The 16326-nt window shown below is 39.3% G+C and carries 17 protein-coding genes, 1 tRNA gene and 4 pseudogenes; 10 read left to right on the top strand and 12 right to left on the bottom strand.

All coding sequences use genetic code 11. The features are described from left to right. Positions 1 to 42 precede the first annotated feature (42 nt). The 4 genes from LVD15_RS21115 to LVD15_RS21100 all read right to left on the bottom strand — a co-directional run bounded on the left by LVD15_RS21115 (position 43) and on the right by LVD15_RS21100 (position 2316). Positions 43 to 432: a RidA family protein gene (locus LVD15_RS21115; protein ID WP_233777184.1), complete on the bottom strand. Its 390-nt coding sequence runs from the start codon at positions 430 to 432 to the stop codon at positions 43 to 45. A 151-nt stretch (positions 433 to 583) separates the two neighbouring features. Beyond that, a complete protein-coding gene (locus tag LVD15_RS21110; RefSeq protein ID WP_233777183.1) occupies positions 584 to 1153 on the bottom strand; it encodes a Crp/Fnr family transcriptional regulator in 570 nt (189 codons plus the stop codon). A gap of 81 nt (positions 1154 to 1234) precedes the next feature. Continuing rightward, entirely contained in the window at positions 1235 to 1699 is a 465-nt protein-coding gene (locus tag LVD15_RS21105; protein WP_233777182.1) for a DoxX family protein, read from the bottom strand. 50 nt (positions 1700 to 1749) lie between these two features. Continuing rightward, positions 1750 to 2316, bottom strand: coding sequence for a Crp/Fnr family transcriptional regulator (locus LVD15_RS21100; protein WP_233777181.1), 567 nt, complete (start codon positions 2314 to 2316; stop codon positions 1750 to 1752). Between the two features lie 278 nt (positions 2317 to 2594). On the opposite strand from LVD15_RS21100, the gene LVD15_RS21095 reads away from it, so the two are divergent. Continuing rightward, the gene (locus tag LVD15_RS21095; protein WP_233777180.1) at positions 2595 to 3554 is read left to right on the top strand and encodes a 2-hydroxyacid dehydrogenase; all 960 of its coding nucleotides are present in this window, start codon (positions 2595 to 2597) and stop codon (positions 3552 to 3554) included. A 19-nt stretch (positions 3555 to 3573) separates the two neighbouring features. On the opposite strand, the pseudogene LVD15_RS21090 reads toward LVD15_RS21095, so the two are convergent. The 3 genes and pseudogenes from LVD15_RS21090 to LVD15_RS21080 form a co-directional block, all read right to left on the bottom strand. Beyond that, positions 3574 to 4152, bottom strand: a pseudogene (locus LVD15_RS21090) (CatA-like O-acetyltransferase); the annotation flags it as partial. 69 nt (positions 4153 to 4221) lie between these two features. After that, positions 4222 to 5049, bottom strand: coding sequence for a hypothetical protein (locus LVD15_RS21085; protein WP_233777178.1), 828 nt, complete (start codon positions 5047 to 5049; stop codon positions 4222 to 4224). Positions 5050 to 5150: 101 nt separating this feature from the next. Further along, positions 5151 to 5792, bottom strand: a complete 642-nt coding sequence (locus LVD15_RS21080; protein WP_233777177.1) for a hypothetical protein — start codon at positions 5790 to 5792, stop codon at positions 5151 to 5153. 221 nt (positions 5793 to 6013) lie between these two features. Between LVD15_RS21080 and LVD15_RS21075 the strand changes: the two genes are divergently transcribed. The 6 genes and pseudogenes from LVD15_RS21075 to LVD15_RS21050 form a co-directional block, all read left to right on the top strand. Continuing rightward, positions 6014 to 6766, top strand: a complete 753-nt coding sequence (locus LVD15_RS21075; RefSeq protein WP_233777176.1) for a haloacid dehalogenase type II — start codon at positions 6014 to 6016, stop codon at positions 6764 to 6766. A gap of 140 nt (positions 6767 to 6906) precedes the next feature. Beyond that, positions 6907 to 6980 (top strand) — tRNA-Asp (locus LVD15_RS21070). A gap of 260 nt (positions 6981 to 7240) precedes the next feature. Next, positions 7241 to 7717 carry a DUF4372 domain-containing protein gene (locus LVD15_RS21065; protein ID WP_233777175.1) on the top strand — a complete coding sequence of 159 codons (477 nt, stop codon included), beginning with the start codon at positions 7241 to 7243 and terminating at the stop codon, positions 7715 to 7717. After that, complete coding sequence (locus LVD15_RS21060) at positions 7695 to 8417, top strand: IS4 family transposase (protein ID WP_233777174.1); 723 nt, start codon at positions 7695 to 7697, stop codon at positions 8415 to 8417. Before LVD15_RS21065 ends, LVD15_RS21060 begins: the two co-directional genes overlap by 23 nt. 597 nt (positions 8418 to 9014) lie before the next feature. Then, a complete protein-coding gene (gene xerA / locus LVD15_RS21055; RefSeq protein ID WP_370687431.1) occupies positions 9015 to 9878 on the top strand; it encodes a site-specific tyrosine recombinase/integron integrase in 864 nt (287 codons plus the stop codon). Next, positions 9871 to 10446 (top strand): annotated as a pseudogene (locus LVD15_RS21050) (IS91 family transposase); the annotation flags it as partial. The gene xerA and the pseudogene LVD15_RS21050, both read left to right, overlap by 8 nt. Before the next feature lie 99 nt (positions 10447 to 10545). Here the strand turns inward: LVD15_RS21050 and istB are convergent. Genes istB through istA form a run of 3 tightly spaced genes read right to left on the bottom strand, consistent with a single transcriptional unit; the run spans position 10546 to position 12815 of the window. Continuing rightward, complete coding sequence (istB, locus tag LVD15_RS21045; protein ID WP_233777172.1) at positions 10546 to 11280, bottom strand: IS21-like element helper ATPase IstB; 735 nt, start codon at positions 11278 to 11280, stop codon at positions 10546 to 10548. 11 nt (positions 11281 to 11291) lie between these two features. Then, positions 11292 to 11678 (bottom strand): hypothetical protein, encoded by a 387-nt coding sequence (locus LVD15_RS21040; protein ID WP_233777171.1) that lies wholly within the window; start codon positions 11676 to 11678, stop codon positions 11292 to 11294. 33 nt (positions 11679 to 11711) lie between these two features. Further along, positions 11712 to 12815, bottom strand: coding sequence for an IS21 family transposase (gene istA / locus LVD15_RS21035; protein ID WP_233777170.1), 1104 nt, complete (start codon positions 12813 to 12815; stop codon positions 11712 to 11714). Positions 12816 to 13036: 221 nt separating this feature from the next. Between istA and LVD15_RS21030 the strand changes: the two genes are divergently transcribed. Continuing rightward, positions 13037 to 13363 carry a transposase gene (locus LVD15_RS21030; RefSeq protein WP_233777169.1) on the top strand — a complete coding sequence of 109 codons (327 nt, stop codon included), beginning with the start codon at positions 13037 to 13039 and terminating at the stop codon, positions 13361 to 13363. An 85-nt stretch (positions 13364 to 13448) separates the two neighbouring features. On the opposite strand, the pseudogene LVD15_RS21025 reads toward LVD15_RS21030, so the two are convergent. Beyond that, positions 13449 to 14107, bottom strand: a pseudogene (locus tag LVD15_RS21025) (IS3 family transposase); the annotation flags it as partial. Positions 14108 to 14199: 92 nt separating this feature from the next. On the opposite strand from LVD15_RS21025, the gene LVD15_RS21020 reads away from it, so the two are divergent. Then, positions 14200 to 15519 (top strand): IS1380 family transposase, encoded by a 1320-nt coding sequence (locus LVD15_RS21020; protein ID WP_233776077.1) that lies wholly within the window; start codon positions 14200 to 14202, stop codon positions 15517 to 15519. A gap of 26 nt (positions 15520 to 15545) precedes the next feature. Here the strand turns inward: LVD15_RS21020 and LVD15_RS21015 are convergent. Next, positions 15546 to 15946: pseudogene (locus tag LVD15_RS21015) on the bottom strand (transposase); the annotation flags it as partial. A gap of 74 nt (positions 15947 to 16020) precedes the next feature. On the opposite strand from LVD15_RS21015, the gene LVD15_RS27320 reads away from it, so the two are divergent. Next, a complete protein-coding gene (locus LVD15_RS27320) occupies positions 16021 to 16260 on the top strand; it encodes a hypothetical protein (RefSeq protein ID WP_441708619.1) in 240 nt (79 codons plus the stop codon). Positions 16261 to 16326 lie beyond the last annotated feature (66 nt).

Here is a 16326-nt window from a genome sequence, read left to right as displayed (position 1 = left end):
ACTTTCTTAAAATGGAGCTTTCATATTTTAATATTGCTTTTATTATTTCACCACTGTAGCTTCGAGCTCTACTTTCAAGGTTTCAAATAAAACATTCACCTCCATTAGAGTAGTAGCTTGTTTCATGTTTTGCTTTTTAGTCCAAGCTTGAAACACCTCAAAATGAGGCCACAGCTCATCTGCCGAAGTAGTATAAATATTGAGTCTTACAATATTTTCACACGAATAACCAGCCTCATCAATTACCTGCTCCAGGTTTTGAATAGCTTCCTTTAACTGTGTTCTCATATCAGCGTTACTGGATACACCATCAGCACTTATGGCGGTCTGACCTGAAACATACAAAGTACTTTCCACATGCTTCACTTCTACAGCCTGCACATAGTTTCTTTCATTTTGCCAACTCCAGGGGTTTACGATTTTCTTTTGCATATTCATAAATTTTAAAAAGTGCGCAACTGCACTCTGATCTTTATTTTTTATGCAGCAAAGTTGTAAACCCTTCTTATCAACTACCTGTGACCTATGTCACTATTAGCTTTATCCCAGATTGATCTGACATAGAAGCAGCTTTATGTAAAGGTTATTTTGAGGAATACAGTCGGCTCAGCGTTTCTCGAGACACTCCGAGATATGAAGCCAATTGTGTTTTAGGCACTCGTTGTAACAGTGCCGGATATCGACCTAACAAATGTTCATATCTTTCTTTCGCACTTAATGTAAGAAAGGCAATGATTCGTTGTTGAGATCCTATATGTCCACGCTGCGCCTTCTCAAGAAAGAAGTGCTCCATTTTATGCACCTCAGAGCATAGGTGCTGATAATCCGACAAGGTTATTCTGTATAACGATGAATCTTCAAGGCATTGCAACGATAAATTAGCTTTAGCACCAGTGTAAAAAGCGAAATAATCACTTTCCCACCAGTCTTCCATAGCAAAAGAAACTATATACTCTTCTCCTGATTCATTGGTATAAACCAGTTTTAACAGTCCTGAAACTACGAAATACACATACTTAACAGGCTCACCTTCTTTTATGAGGTATGACTTCTTTTTGACTTTAACTTCTGAAAAATGATTAAGAACAAACTCAAACTCTTCATCAGTTAAAGAAACTAACTCTTCAAAATGCCTTCTCAGTTGCGCTTTCATATAAAATAGTTTACACCAAACTATAAGAAAAAAGCAATAGATAAAACTTCCCTGTCTCCTTTCGTCAATGACATCATGTATTCACCCAACCAAAAAACTCTTTATGGCAGACAGGTAAACCCATGCTATAAATAACATTTGCAAAGGCACCCTAAACCACAAATAGGCCAAACCAGGCCCATTATATGTAGCCTTCTGATAATCCAGATGATCCACTGCAGCTTTAATGTTAGCCGGCAATATTAAAATGAAGAACAAGATCAGTAACCAGGCCGTAAGCAGTCTAAACTGAGTAATATGCAGACCAATAGCGGCTGCTACCTCAATAATTCCAGTAAAATAGACCAATTCCTTTTTTAGCGGTATAAAATCAGGAATCATAAGTGCCATACCTTGCGGAAACATGTAGTGCCCCATGGCGGTAAAAAGCAACATAACAGACATGCCTACCTTAGCTGAAAGTTGAAAATCAAAATGGCCATGTAATAACCTGAATATTACAAGAGCTATCAGCGAGGCTACAATTAGAACTATAAGCGGTTTCATTTTTTATCGGAAAGTTGAACAAATTACCATCCCGAATCAATGAACCTTGGTTAAGAAATGCGCTTTCTGATGCGACTGAGGGCTTGTGGAGTAATTCCGATGTATGAAGCTATATATTTCAAAGGCACTTCTTTTATCAATTGAGACCGTCTTTCAAATAACGATAAATACCTTTCTTCAGCGGATTGACTTAATAATGCTAACTCCCTTTCTGCCTTAATCTGATAAAGGTTTTCAGCTGCTTTTCGTCCTATCTCATTACCAATTTTCGTACTGCTATACACCTGCTGTAGGTCTGAATAAGATATCTGCCATAAAGTGGTATCTATAAGCGCCTGAATATGGTATGCGGCTGGTTTTTGCAGTAAAAATGAATCATAGGCGCTAACAAAATCATGCTGAAAACAAAAGCCAAAGGTGAGGTCATTTTCCTCTTTGGGAATAAAAAACCTTACCATCCCTTCCTCAATGAAAGAAAGGTGATTCTCGGTTGTTCCCTGCTTTACAATCAAAGACTTGGCCTTAAACTCCCGCCTCTTAAGCTTAGCAGTGAAGACACTCCAGTCTTGATCATAAATACATACCAGCGTTTCGAAATATTTTCTTATGCTATGCAAACCCGTAGAATTAAAGGCATTTATACTTTTGACTATCAATCATTAAAAAGTGAATATAAGGCAGGTTATCATATTTTCCCAAAGTAATTACTTATATGAAAACTCATTATGCTTCCTCATTACTTTAAGATGATCAATGACGATTTCCTTAATTACAGACTTAAATCAGGACAAGGTTTAACAAAAAAGAAAATATCGTATGTTATGGATAAAACAATTAAATTAGTTTTTTGCTCTTTATAAAAGAAGAGTATTGAATAAAGAGAAAAGAGACTGCCATGCATATTTTTATAACCCGTCCCGTTCCTGAGGTAGCTTACCGTTTGCTAGATGAAGAGAAGATTACCTACACGGTTTGGGATAAAGATGTCCCTCAGACCAGAGATGAACTGATAGCGCTAAGCATGAAAGCCGATGGCGTAATTAATGCTGATGCTTATAAGTTTGATCATGATTTGTTGGAAAAACTATCACATCTGAAAGTGATATCACTTACTTCAGTAGGCTTTAACAATATTGATATTGCTGCAGCTAAAAAGTTCGACATAAAAATTGGACACACTCCCAATGTGTTAAGTCAAGCTACCGCTGATATTGCCTTTTTACTTCTATTGGCCACCAGCCGAAAAGCTTTCTTCCACCATAAGCGAATTCTCAATGGCACCTGGGGCATGTTTCAACCAACCGGAGGTCTGGGCATTGAATTATATGGAAAAACCTTAGGCATTTTCGGATTAGGCAAAATAGGTCTGGAAATGGCTCGTAAATGCTTTCATGCTTACGGAATGAATATAATTTACCATAACAGAACAGCCAATGAAGACGCTGAAAGAGAGCTCAATGCCAAATATGTATCCATGGATGAGTTACTACAAGAAAGCGATGTAATTTCAGCTCACAGCCCGCTTACTGATGAGACTAAAGGCACTTTTGATAAGGAGGCATTTGATAAAATGAAATCAAAGGCCATTTTTATTAATACAGGTCGTGGTGCGCTACATGTGGAGCAAGACCTGATTGAAGCCTTGGAGAGCAAGCAAATCTGGGGTGCTGGTCTTGATGTATTTGAGCAAGAGCCTACATCTCCGGATAATCCACTGCTCAATATGGAAAATGTATGCACGCTGCCGCATATAGGCTCCGCTACAGAAGAAACAAGGGCTCGAATGGCTGAGTTAGCTGCAAGAAACATTATAGCCGCTCTAAAGGGTTCTAAAATGCCTGCAGAGGTTCAGTAGCTTCCTTATTCAAACTTATTCAATTATGAAATAGGTGCTGCAGCCTTTCCAGAAATAGCCCTACATGGTACCCATCTACTAGAGCATGATGAACATGAACGGAAACAGGCATAGACCTTATGCCTGATTTTTCGGTCATTTTGCCTACAGATATTTTAGGACAACTATCAGGAAATGAATAGCTTCTGGCGTGCGACACACTAGTAAAATTGATCCAGGGCAAGGATGAAAAGTGAATAACATCTTCTCTGGCTCCCGGATCTAAGCCCTCAGTGTTTTTAACTCTTTCTATTTCTTTTAATGCTTCGGTATAAAACACCTGAGGTTCTTCATGAAATTGAATATAACCATACCCGAAAGTATTGTTCGGCCTCATAATAGTTGGTGAAGCATGAATTTGATCATATTCAAACACATCACCTCCGTTTATTCTGTATCTGAAATTTTCCGTTTCATTAACCGCTTTTAAGGTTTGATATAAATAGTAGAGAAAGAAAGATATGCCTTCCTCCTTAGCTCTGTTATAGGCATAAGTACAGTCCATCTGCACATTAACACCATAAAATGGCTCATCAAATTGTGAAAAGAATTGAAAGTGCTCTTTTCGGTTCTAGGCTTCAAGGTTTAATAGCGTTTTCATAGTTGGTACTATTTTTAAATCTCATTTTTAATCCGGATTAGGATTTACATTAAATTTAAGCATAATATTATCCTTTTTCTTTTTATAAACCTCCATTAAAAATTCATATTCACTCACCTGTACAATTCCGAACGGACTTACCTTATTTACCTTCATTTCTGCCACGTGCTTTGAGTTAAACACATTTACCCGGTTCATCTCTCCTGACTCGTCATCCACGCAATAATCTGTAAGTAAGCCTACCCCATCATTACCAACAGAAGCCGGCACCTCATCATCTTTAAGATCTTCGTTAACAGGATTATCCAGATAAATAAAATGATGTTTTCCTCCCTGATAGAAATATTGATAAGACATGCTTCCTCTTTCTCTTCTTCCTCCTTGCCTTTTGGGCACTTTATTAATCCAGGCCATGCTCCCATCTGCACTAATCTTAGTAGCTAAAACCGAATTATAGAGATAATACGGGTGCATCACTTGTCTGCTTCCCAAAGAGCTGGTCATAGAGCGTGCTTCATACTGCTCAGCCACCAGCACTACGCTGCCATCTTCCAGCACTTTCACAATATCAAAAAACATATCACTAAGCACTTCCTCTTCATCAGGCTTCTCCTCATTTTTACTTGCAATGCGTGATTTTACATGGGCATTAATGACTTCAGAGGGGATATCATGAGCGAAGGTATCATAAGCCTCGCCATCCTTCTTTATTTTGAATACAAAAACACCATCCACATCATGCTTAGCTGTGCCGTTATGATAGAACCCCGCTCCCATCATGAATTTTTCTGATGTCTCAAATATGGCGACACTATTAATGAACTTACCCTCTAAAGCTATTGGGGTTTTGCTCACTTTATTGGTACCCGCCGCAATTCTTAATATTTCAACATGATAATTGGGAGATTCTTTATTAGACCTTTTACTATCAGTAGTTTCATCATTATAGACCTTGGCTATGATATATGAATTCCCTCAAAATCAACTGCATAATCCAGATTATCCATCATTTTCTCGGTGTAGGGCATCTCTACTTCGCTATGAAAAAGGTGATTGAAATATCTATCAAACACTTCAAAACCGATAATATCATGATTCTTTTTATCGCTCTTAAATCTGGGAACTCTTCTGTATTGGATTAATAGTCTGGAATGATCTTTCGAATATTGAAAATCAAAATGGTTTCGAATCAATAAGCGAGATGAGGACAAGGCAAAATTACCAGCTACTTTATCAGTTACTGTAAGTAATTTTTTACTCTCTCTTTCTAAGACTCCGGTAGTGAAATTGATTTCTCTATAAAATAACTCGAGCTTCTTGGTGCCACCATCCCAAACAGAATAAAATACATAGTACGAACCGTTATGCTCTCCTATGCGCTCTACAGAGGAATTTTTGGGTAAATCTGTGTACTCTCGCTGCTGCTTAAAATTACCATTTGAGTCGAACTTTTGAATGACAATGACCTTGTCTTCAATCTTAACACTCATGACCTGATCATTGTAATAGAAGTACAGCTTTTTTAATGCATCTACAGCCTTATAAGGATTACCCGCCTTCACTTCTATGTCTTGCGAAAAAAGTAAACGCCCAGCCAAGCTAAATAAAATTATGAGTGAAAATCGTAAGATCATAAGCTTAAAAAATAGACTAGCAAATTATACAATTTATAATAAAAACACCATTTCAAACTCAATAGAATCATGTAAGCTGCTTACTATTCTAAATTTCAGAATTCTGCTTAGGGTAACCACAGCTAGCGGTATCCGTATCAGAATGTATGACAAATAATAGAAGATCCTTTATTAAAAGTATGGGCATGGCTGGAGCAGTAGGCATGACAGGCGCAAGCGCAGCCTTGGGAGCTGAAAAAGCAAATACATCAGAAGCAGTAAAAAGACCAAAAGTATTGTTCTTTGACGTAAATGAAACATTACTAGACCTCACCGCAATGAAACAAAGCGTAAGCAAGGCTTTGGGCGGTCGTAATGACTTACTTCCACTATGGTTTACCACCATGTTACAATACTCTTTAGTAACCACAGCCAGTCGCCAGTATGACCACTTTGCTTACATAGGGGCGGCAGCATTACAAATGGTAGCGGCTAATAATAATATATCTATTAGCGAAAAAGAAGCGCGTGAAGCCATAGTAACACCTATCCGCTCCTTACCAGCTCACCCTGAGGTAAAGGCAGCCTTAGAGCTTCTTAAAAAGGATGGTTATAAAATGGTTTCTTTCACCAACTCCTCGAACAATGGAGTGAAGACGCAATTTGAAAATGCAGGGTTATTAGAATACTTTGATGATCGGTTAAGTGTAGAAGACATTGGAAAGTTTAAACCTTTTGCTGACACCTATGACTGGGGCGCTCGCAAGATGGGAATTAAGCCCGAGGAAAGCATGCTTATAGCGGCACATGGTTGGGACGTAGCCGGAGCTATGTGGGCTCGCTGGCGTGCAGCTTTCATAAGCAGACCAGGACATCAGCTTTTTCCTCTCGCCCCTACTCCTGAAATTGTTCAGCCCGATTTAATGAAGGTGGCAACAGAGTTAACGAGTTACAAATAGTTTACTCAAATAAATTTATAATTTTATTTCACTGATTAACAGATACTTAACCTAATATTCAAAAAATAATTGATAAATTTTTCTTTCTACTATTGGACATAAGCAACTATCGCCTATATTTGCAGCCCTATTAGAAACACGGTCTGGTAGTTCAGCTGGTTAGAATGCCTGCCTGTCACGCAGGAGGTCGCGGGTTCGAGTCCCGTCCAGACCGCAAGACGAGAGTCTAATAACACTAAAGCCGCTTAAATTGTATGATTTAAGCGGCTTTTTGCTTTTTAAGCTACCATCGAAACACATTCCTTTTCACCTGATTCGGTTAACAATTCGGTTAACAGTTTTTTTATTTATTTTTGTTAACCGAATTAGCTATAATTAACTGTATATCATTAGCGTCCTAAATAATAAATGAGAGGCCGTGAATTTAGCCTAAAAAGATTATTTTAGGTTTGACTCCAAAAACACACGCCTCTCATGAGTAATATTACACTCTTTTCTCAGATTATTAAAAAGATTGATCGGTCTATTTTCAATAAATTGGTACGGGAAAAACAAGCCGACAAAGGATGTAAGGGTTTTAATAGCTGGACTCATTTGGTATCCATGCTATTTTGCCATTTTGCCAAGAGCACATCGGTCAGAGACATCTCCAATGGGCTTCGTTCTGCAACAGGAAACCTCAACCATTTGGGTGTTAGGAAAGCTCCGTCCAAGTCAAGTGTAAGCTACCAAAACAAGCGTAGAGATGCGGATTTATTCAAAGATCTGTACTATTCACTGCTGAAAAGTTTAGGACAGCAGGCAGCTCTGAGACGGGTAAAACTGAAGGTCAAGATTCCGGTATACCTGCTGGATGCCACCGTTATCAGCCTGTGCCTTTCGGTGTTTGACTGGGCTACCTTTCGGACAAAAAAAAGGAGCTGTAAAAATGCATACTTTATTGGACTATGATGGAAAGCTCCCTATTTTTGTGAACATTACCGAAGGCAGTGTGGCCGACAACAAAGGGGCTTATGGTATCCCATTGGAGAAAGGGGCAGTGATCGTGGCCGACCGCTATTACAATGATTTTCCGATGATCAACGTCTGGGACAGCAGCGGGGTGTATTTTGTCATCAGGCATAAAAAGAACTTATCTTATACCTCTATCAAAGAACGGGACCTGCCAGAGCACACTGCACAGCATGTGCTCAAAGATGAGGAGATAGAACTGTCCAACGCCCAGTCCAAGGCTAAATATCCAAAAACGCTAAGACGAGTGGTGGTTTGGGATGAGAGAAACGGGCAAACCATTGAAGTCATCACTAACAACTTCAAGTGGGCAGCACAGATCATCGGAGAACTATACAAGGCCAGGTGGGAGATAGAGGTGTTTTTCAGAGATGTCAAGCAATTACTGCATATAAAAACTTTTGTGGGCACTTCCAAAAATGCAGTGATGATACAAATATGGACTGCATTGATTACAATACTGCTACTAAAAGTAATGAAAGCAACGGCAAAATATGGCTGGCACTTATCAAACCTAGTGGCCTTTATACGGCTCAATATTTTTGTTAAAATTGAGCTTCAAAAGTGGCTCGACAAACCCTTTGAAGTTCATAAAGAACCACTCCTAGATGTGATACAGGGGGATCTATTTTCAAATTAAGTTCAAATTGCAAAGGAAAGATATCTCAACAAAGAAAATTTCAACAAACCAATTTATTTAGGACAGCATTGATTCATTTCAAATTCAATCCATATATTTAAGATTTTTTTAGTCCGTGGGAATGAATTATCTATTTGACTATGTAATACACCTCCAATTGGTGCGATTTTCGAATACAAATCAGTGGTTATTTCTTTCCAATTCTGTTCCATTTCTTATTTGTGATAACGTACGAGTATAGCATTTCGTGCCATACCTATACTTAATAGTGTTGAAAGTAATATTTTTTGTGTTTTGAACCAAGTTGCAGTGTCTTTGGTAAAGAGCTTTCTGGGTCCGCCCCCAAAGCGAAGTTGACTGAGCCACAGATCAAATAACCTCAAGTAAGAACTACAGTACTTAGCAAAGAACACGAAACATAAGAAATATGACCTAGTCGCACTTGCTTCATTAAAAGTGAGTAAAGGCATGAATGCTATATGGTGTTGAACGAATCCGCCAAGGCGGAAGAGTTTATTTGCATAAGTTCTTCCTACTTGGCATATTCTATTTTCATTCACTTAATATCAAATATCATGAAAAAAAAGAGAAAACAACATCCAAAAGGCTTGTAAAAAGTATCCGCACTTTGCTGAGCAGTATCTCAAACTCAAAAGAGCGGTGGAACTCGCAGGCAGAAGCCAAAGTACTCTTAACAATTATGCTCGCTGTCTGGCTCATATGGTGAAGCACTTCAAGTGTAGCCTACTGGAGATCGATGAAGAACAGCTGCTCGATTACCTCCAATGGCTCAAAAACAAGCACAATACGCCCTCTGAAAGTTATTTTAAGCACACCATCTACGGACTCAGGTTCCTCTATCGGCAATATGGAATCAAACAACTGCTGGTAGCATTGCCTTCACTCAAAAGACAAAAAGCATTACCCGTTGTGCTTTCTCAACAGGAGGTCAGGGTCATCCTCAAAACCCCCAAACTACTCAAGCATAGACTCATCATTGCTCTGCTTTATGGCTGCGGACTCAGAAACTTCGAACTATGTAACCTCAAAATAGCTGATGTTGACCTGAACCGCAAAATGATACATGTGCGCAAGGGGAAAGGTAATAAAGACCGATATGTCCCCATCGGCGAGATGCTCATAAGGGGTATAAAACAATATATAAATGCCGAAAGGCCTTCTTCTTTTTTATTACTCTCCAATAAAGCCGAACAGTATACTCCCAGAGGCATACAGTGGGTCATGAGACAGGTAAGGACGGAGTCAGGAATACAAAAACAACTCACTGCTCATGCCCTCAGACACTCCTATGCCACTCATCTGTTGGAAATGGGTATGGACATCATCTCCCTTAAAGAACTCCTCGGACACCAGGCCATACAAACCACCATGGTATATCTGCATGTGGCCAGAGTGGGCAGAAAGGATACTTTCTCCACTTTAGACAAGCTATATGAGTAGCAGAAAACCTCGGTGGGAACTGGCTCAGGTAATTAGTAAACTGAAAATCCACCAGGTTACTCAAAATAAATGGAAACAAAGAACGCTGTTCGCCATATCAAAATGTAGAACTGCGGCCATGGGTGGACATATTGACATTTGCTCAAACCATCAGAGCTGTGGAAAGATCCATCTTAGCTACAACTCTTGCAGAAACAGGCATTGCCCCAAGTGCCAGGGACATCAAAGAGAAGAATGGATTAGAAAGAGAGAAGATGAACTACTCAATACTCCCTACTTCCATGTAGTTTTCACAATACCTCATCACCTCAACGAGCTGGCTCTGAATATGCCCAAACAGGTTTACAATATATTGTTTAAATCTGCTTGGCAAGTGATCAAGGGGTTTGCACTAAATCATAACTTTTTAGGGGCTACTACTGGAATGATTGCCGTGCTTCATACTTGGGGAGCTAACCTAAGTCTGCACCCCCACCTACACTGCATTGTACCTGGAGGGGGAATTACTGACGCTGGTAAATGGAAAGAGTGTAAAAACAAAGGAAAGTACCTTTTCCCTGTAAAAGCTGGCTATTTCGGTCGGACTATGCCAGTTGTTTCGGTCAAACTATGCCAGTGATTTCGGTGTATCTATGCCACTTTAAGAGTTTCGTAATTTTAGTAAATATTAATGTTTCAACATACCTTTTCTCAAAGATTCTCCTTTGAGATCTATTCTATGAGAAGAGTTAACGAGCCTGTCTAATATGGCATCAGCAATAGTGCCTTCACCAATAATATCATACCAGGCTGATACTGGTATTTGAGAGGAGATTATAGTTGAAGTTTTTCCATGACGATCATCGATAATATCCATAAGTACTTCTCTTGCCATATTGTCCATGCTTTGTAAACCAAAATCATCTAGTATTAAGAGTTGGGCAGAGGTAATTCTTTTAAGTTCTTTGATATAGGTGCCATCTACTTTGGCGAGTTTCATTTTGTTGAACAGGCGAGCTGTTACCTGATAGATGGTGCTATAGCCCATCAGACAAGCTTGTCTGCCTATGGCCTGACTCATAAAGCTTTTGCCTACTCCTGAAGCACCTGTAATAATGATGTTTTCACTTTGCTTGATGAACTGTAAGGAGGACAACCTGTTGAACATGTTTTTATCCAGATTCCTATCTTCTGAGAAGATTATTTCATCCATGTCTGCCTGCTGCTTGAAGGTGGCTTTTTTCATCAGCCGTGTAATCTTCTTATTCTGACGGTCTTCCCATTCACTTTCAGTGAGTAAGGCCAGGTATTCATCTGGGGTACATTTTTGATAAGCATTGCTACTGAGTTGTTGTCTGTGCAGTTCAGCCATCGCAGATAGCCTCATGGATTTTAGTTTTTCTATTGTTTGATTATTGTTCATAAAATTATTGTTTACTGGTAATGGTTAGCCCCTCTGATGTTTTTGTGAGAAGGGATATGTGATTGATGGTTTTCTTGTTCTATTTCATGCTCGTCCATATTATTGCTGAGTATATTTTTGAGCCTTTGATAGCTGTATGTGTCATGATGAACAGCCCTTAGGCAGGCTTTATCTACACGCTCATGGCCATAGTTTTTGGCCAGCATTAAAATGCCCATGGCTCTTTTGTAGTTAATCTCAGGATAGTCACCCTGCAGAAATAAACCTGTCATAAACAGCTTTACATTTACACCTATTTTACCTCCCTGATCAGAAAAATACTGAGGACTCCATTGGCTATAAGCACGGTGTGTACTGGAGAGGTGATTCTTATTAGTAATATAAGCTCCCTTACTCATTACTCTATTATGCAGCGCAATGCGTTGGCTTTTTTAGTATACTTCAACATGTTTGGAGGTATACTGTATCTGAGTTTGAGAGCCAATGTAGCGATAGGGAACGCTATAATAAGTCTTGTCAGCCGAGAAGTATACATATCCCATCTTCTGTACCTTGGCTCTGGCGTATTCTTTAACCTGATAAGTAGTTTGAGGTAAGCTTTTTAGAAGGGATGATTCTACAGATTGGAACAGCTCTTTTCTGGAAGCTTCTTTTCTTTGAAAAAGTACATTATTATAACCCTTAAGATAATGTTGGATCTCTTCATTAAGCGCTTCAATAGAGAAGAATGTCATTTTACGCATAGGGTAATAAATGCGCTGATAGGCCAGCTGAACAGCATTTTCTACCAGTGCTTTATCTTGTGGGGCATAACTACGTGTAGGGTTTATGGCACACCCATAGTGATGAGCGAAGTCTTTGAAAGTTTTATTAATAACCGCCTCATACTTGCTGGATCGGGTAACTGCCGATTTAAGGTTGTCTGACACGATGGCTACAGGTACTCCTCCAAAGAAGCGGAGTGCATTATTGAGGCATTGAATAAAGTCCTCCCTTTTTTGACTTTTACATGCTTCCACATAAGTATACTGACTAAAAGGAAGTGTGGCCACAAAAACTTCTACCTGGCTTACTTCTCCTGTAGATGGATCTACTACTTCTAATTTCTTACCTGCAAAATCAACATAAAGCTCTTTTCCTGCCTTGTGCTCTAACTTCATAGAACCTTTGGCCTGTTTGTACTTACGCTGATAATGGGTGGTAAACTGAGTGTAACTGTAACTATCCTGAGTTTGCTCAGCATACAACTGGTAGTGGTACTGAAGGGTAAAGCCTGGGTGATGACGCTGTGGGTGCATGGTCTCAAAAAAACGCATTAAAACTGCATAACGATCATTGTTTATGGTTGTCTTAGACGAAAACAGTTCTTCTAAGGCATCAGTATCCAACTGTAGCAATGCTTCCATGGGCTGATCGCTTGACTGAAGTGATCGCAAATAATGGTTAACAGTGTTTCTATTCACACCCAGGGTCAAAGCAATTTGCCGATTGCTCAGCCCTCTCAAATGAAGATTGATAATTTGTTTTAAGTCCATTATGTCAAGTTTATTCGCCATCCTTTTTTTGGGGCGATATTAACAATCAATGAACTCTTAAAGTGGCATAAATCGAACCGTAATAGGTATCAATTATTATAATATGGTGGCACAAATCGAACCGTAATCAAATAGATACACTGGCACGGTTTGAACCGAAATCACTGGCATATACCTTACCGAAATGGGTGGCATAATTCAAACCGTTATAGCCAAAAGCTATGGGAAAGGTGTTCAGGGCTAAATTCTTGAATAATCTCAACAAAAGCGGTCTCTTAGATCATCAATTACATCGAAAGCTACTTAAGAAACCCTGGGTGGTATATGCCAAAAGACCTTTCCTTGGCCCGCAGCAGGTCACTGAATATCTAGGAAGGTACACGCATAAAATTGCCATATCTAACCACAGAATAACTGATATTAGCCCGAAATCTGTAGCCTTCATTGCTAAAAACTATAAAAATGCAGGCAAAAAGGAAGTAGCTATTTTATCTCACCATGAGTTTGTCAGAAGGTTTTGTAAGCACCCCAAAATTAGGACTGTTTAAATGTATAGATTTCTAACAATTATTATTATTGAAATCAGGTGTTAATTGTGGGTAACTCGATAGAGTTATCCACTGTTAACGCCCTCTGTGCATACAGCACCGGACTCAAGTCATTCAGACTTTCATGAGGCCTGAAAAAGTTATAGTCATTCATTCACTTTTCAGTAGCTTCACGCACTTCATTTATATCATCAAAAATATACACATCCAATACATTTCTTCTGAAGGTGCCATTCAGCCTTTCTATGTAGGCATTTTGAGTGGGCTTACCTGGTTGTATATAAATGAAGTCGATTTCGTGCATTTGGCTCCATTCCTTAGTTAATGTTGCAATAAATTCAGGGCCATTATCCATCCTGATCCGCTCAGGTTTGCCTCGACGTTTAATTAAATGGTTTAAAACCCATACTATTTTATTGCTCTTAAGAGAATAGTCAATCTCTATATGTAGCGCTTCCCTGTTAAAATCATCCATTACATTGAAAGATCGAAACTTTCTGCCGTTCAATAGAGCATCACTCATAAAGTCAATAGACCAAGTATGATTGATTACAGGCGGTATCTCCAAAGGCTCTTTCACTCTTGCGGGCAGTCTTTTTTTTTTGTCTTTCTACGCATACTTAATCCCATGGATTTATAGACTCTATGCACTTTCTTATGATTCCATTGATGCCCCTCATTGCGAAGTCGCCTGAAAGCTTTCCAAAAACCTTCTCTGGGAAACTGCTCTGCTTTTTCTTTTAACCCTGATTATGCATTAGAAAACTAAAAGTTTAGAAAATCCTTCGATAATTGTGTAAAAAGATCGATTTTGATGAGGTATAAAAATCACCAGAATGGTTACTCAAAATATAGGGTCTTTACCCATTGAATATTCCTCCAAGCCAGTGACACCCTTTGGAGGGATGAGTTTAATGAAACGATTTATCGATCAGGTAGGGATACGAGAAAAATTAGCCGAACTGGCACTTCCATCTCCTGGTTCTAACCGAGGGTATGACCCCAAGCAAATCGTAGAGAGTTTTTGGCTGAGTATCTGGACAGGGGCTAGTAGATACATCCATTGTGACTGGTTGAGATATGATACTGTTTTACAGTCAATTTTTGGATGGGATGGTATGCCTAGCCAAAGTACCTACAGTCGTTTTTTTGGAAAATTCTCTCAATCCCTAAACAACGAAGTATTTCCAGAGCTTCAACAATGGTTCTTTGACCAGCTCCGTTTAGGAGCACTCACCATTGATTTTGATAGTACTGTGATCACTCGATATGGAGATCAACAAGGGAGTAGTAAAGGTTATAACCCCAACAAAAGAGGGAGAAATTCACATCACCCCTTGATGGCCTTTGTGAGTCAAACCAGAATGGTGGCCAATGCATGGCTCAGGCCAGGCAACACAGCGGCCAGTAGTAGTTGCAGGGAGTTCATGGAAGAAACCTTTAAGCACGCCTTGGCAGGACAAAAAGTAGGTCTGGTAAGGGCCGATAGTGGTTTTTACAACGAAGAAATCATGTCATATCTAGATGAAGAACTCCTCAATTACATTATGGCTGTACGCATGTACCCCAATGTAAAAAGCGAAGTTTGGGGGCTTAAAGATTGGGTCAAACTGGCAAAGGGAATAGAGCTGAACGAGATGGTTTTCAGTCATGAAAACGGTAAGCCAAGACGATACATTATTGTAAAAAAGCAAGTTGACATCAGGCCACATGCAGGAGGCAAGGAACTTTTTGAAGATCAGCCTGGCTATCGATATAGTTGCTATGTGACCAATATGGATTTACCTCTGGATCAGATTTGGAACATGTACAACACCCGCGCCGATTGTGAGAACAGAATTAAGGAATTGAAACAAGATTTTGGGCTTGAAAATTTTTGTTTACAAGATTTTTGGGCAACAGAAGCCTCCTTTCGCTTTATCATGGTGGCTTACAATTTGATGAGTTTATTCAGGCATTTTGCGTTGAACCATCATCGAAAAGCAACCCTATCAACCCTCAGATCCTATTGCTTTGCATTAGGAGCCTGGACAGCAAACCATGCTAATAAAAAGGTTTTAAAAATCTCATTACCCTCCAAAAGAAGACCCTGGATGGAGGGAATATTCTTGAACATATCGTCTACTAGTCCTCCTTTTGATTATTCTAATGAATAATCCGGGTTTAAAGCAGCCATAATAAGCTCATCATTTTTAATAGATGAATAATAATAGACGGATTTGGCAAGATTTAAAACCCGGCACGCCCTGCTGATGCTGATCGCGTAATTAAATTCCCTTTTTATTTCCGTAACTAGCTGCTTTTTCTGGCAGGGCTTTAAAGCTTTTTTTCGATGATCTCTTTAGCAAGCTTAAGATCAAGGGCTAATTCCGCATACATGTGTTTAAGCCTGCGATTTTCCTCTTCAAGTTCTTTTAGCTTCCGTAACTCTGAAGCATCCATGCCTCCAAATCGCTGGCGCCACTTGTAGAAGGCTGCCTGACTAACACCATGCTCACGGCTGATCTCAGCCGCGGTCTTACCTGCATCAAATTCCTTCAAGATGCTGGCAATCTGTTGGGGTGAAAATTTCTTTCGTTTCATAGTGAACAGTTTAAATTTAATTAAATTTTTCTACTTTTAAGCTGTCCTATTTTTAGGGGGCCGTACAGTTTGCTATGCACATTCTTCCTAAAAGTTTTGTGAGAATTAGGCATTATGGTATACTTAGTGTAAACCGAAAAGCCCGATCCATACAAAATATAAGAGAACAAACAGGAACTGTTAAGCTCTCTATCAAAAGAGAGCCTATCAAAAAAGGGGTTTGTCCTCATTGCGGAAAAGGTAAACTCATTACCATCATGCGCTTTGATAACAGAGGACCTCCTAAGAATGTCTGCCTACCTGAATTTAGTTAACGATTTTTTTATGCACAAATCTGGTGCAATGGAAATCCTATGCCTAAAATCCTATAAAACGGACTT

Origin of the sequence: Fulvivirga maritima, assembly GCF_021389955.1 — a bacterium.
Classification (GTDB): domain Bacteria; phylum Bacteroidota; class Bacteroidia; order Cytophagales; family Cyclobacteriaceae; genus Fulvivirga; species Fulvivirga maritima.
The sequence above is the reverse complement of the archived record's forward strand: the minus strand, read 5'-3'. Positions and strand labels throughout refer to the sequence as shown.

Coding starts and splice junctions, on each gene's coding strand:
- LVD15_RS21110 (WP_233777183.1), bottom strand. CDS start 1,153: ATGAAAGCGCAACTGAGAAGGCATTTTGAAGAGTTAGTTTCTTTAACT.
- LVD15_RS21060 (WP_233777174.1), top strand. CDS start 7,695: ATGCATACTTTATTGGACTATGATGGAAAGCTCCCTATTTTTGTGAAC.
- LVD15_RS21095 (WP_233777180.1), top strand. CDS start 2,595: ATGCATATTTTTATAACCCGTCCCGTTCCTGAGGTAGCTTACCGTTTG.
- LVD15_RS21105 (WP_233777182.1), bottom strand. CDS start 1,699: ATGAAACCGCTTATAGTTCTAATTGTAGCCTCGCTGATAGCTCTTGTA.
- LVD15_RS27320 (WP_441708619.1), top strand. CDS start 16,021: ATGCACATTCTTCCTAAAAGTTTTGTGAGAATTAGGCATTATGGTATA.
- istB (WP_233777172.1), bottom strand. CDS start 11,280: ATGAACAATAATCAAACAATAGAAAAACTAAAATCCATGAGGCTATCT.
- LVD15_RS21030 (WP_233777169.1), top strand. CDS start 13,037: ATGGGAAAGGTGTTCAGGGCTAAATTCTTGAATAATCTCAACAAAAGC.
- LVD15_RS21020 (WP_233776077.1), top strand. CDS start 14,200: ATGGTTACTCAAAATATAGGGTCTTTACCCATTGAATATTCCTCCAAG.
- LVD15_RS21040 (WP_233777171.1), bottom strand. CDS start 11,678: ATGAGTAAGGGAGCTTATATTACTAATAAGAATCACCTCTCCAGTACA.
- LVD15_RS21075 (WP_233777176.1), top strand. CDS start 6,014: ATGGCTGGAGCAGTAGGCATGACAGGCGCAAGCGCAGCCTTGGGAGCT.
- istA (WP_233777170.1), bottom strand. CDS start 12,815: ATGGACTTAAAACAAATTATCAATCTTCATTTGAGAGGGCTGAGCAAT.
- LVD15_RS21115 (WP_233777184.1), bottom strand. CDS start 432: ATGCAAAAGAAAATCGTAAACCCCTGGAGTTGGCAAAATGAAAGAAAC.
- LVD15_RS21065 (WP_233777175.1), top strand. CDS start 7,241: ATGAGTAATATTACACTCTTTTCTCAGATTATTAAAAAGATTGATCGG.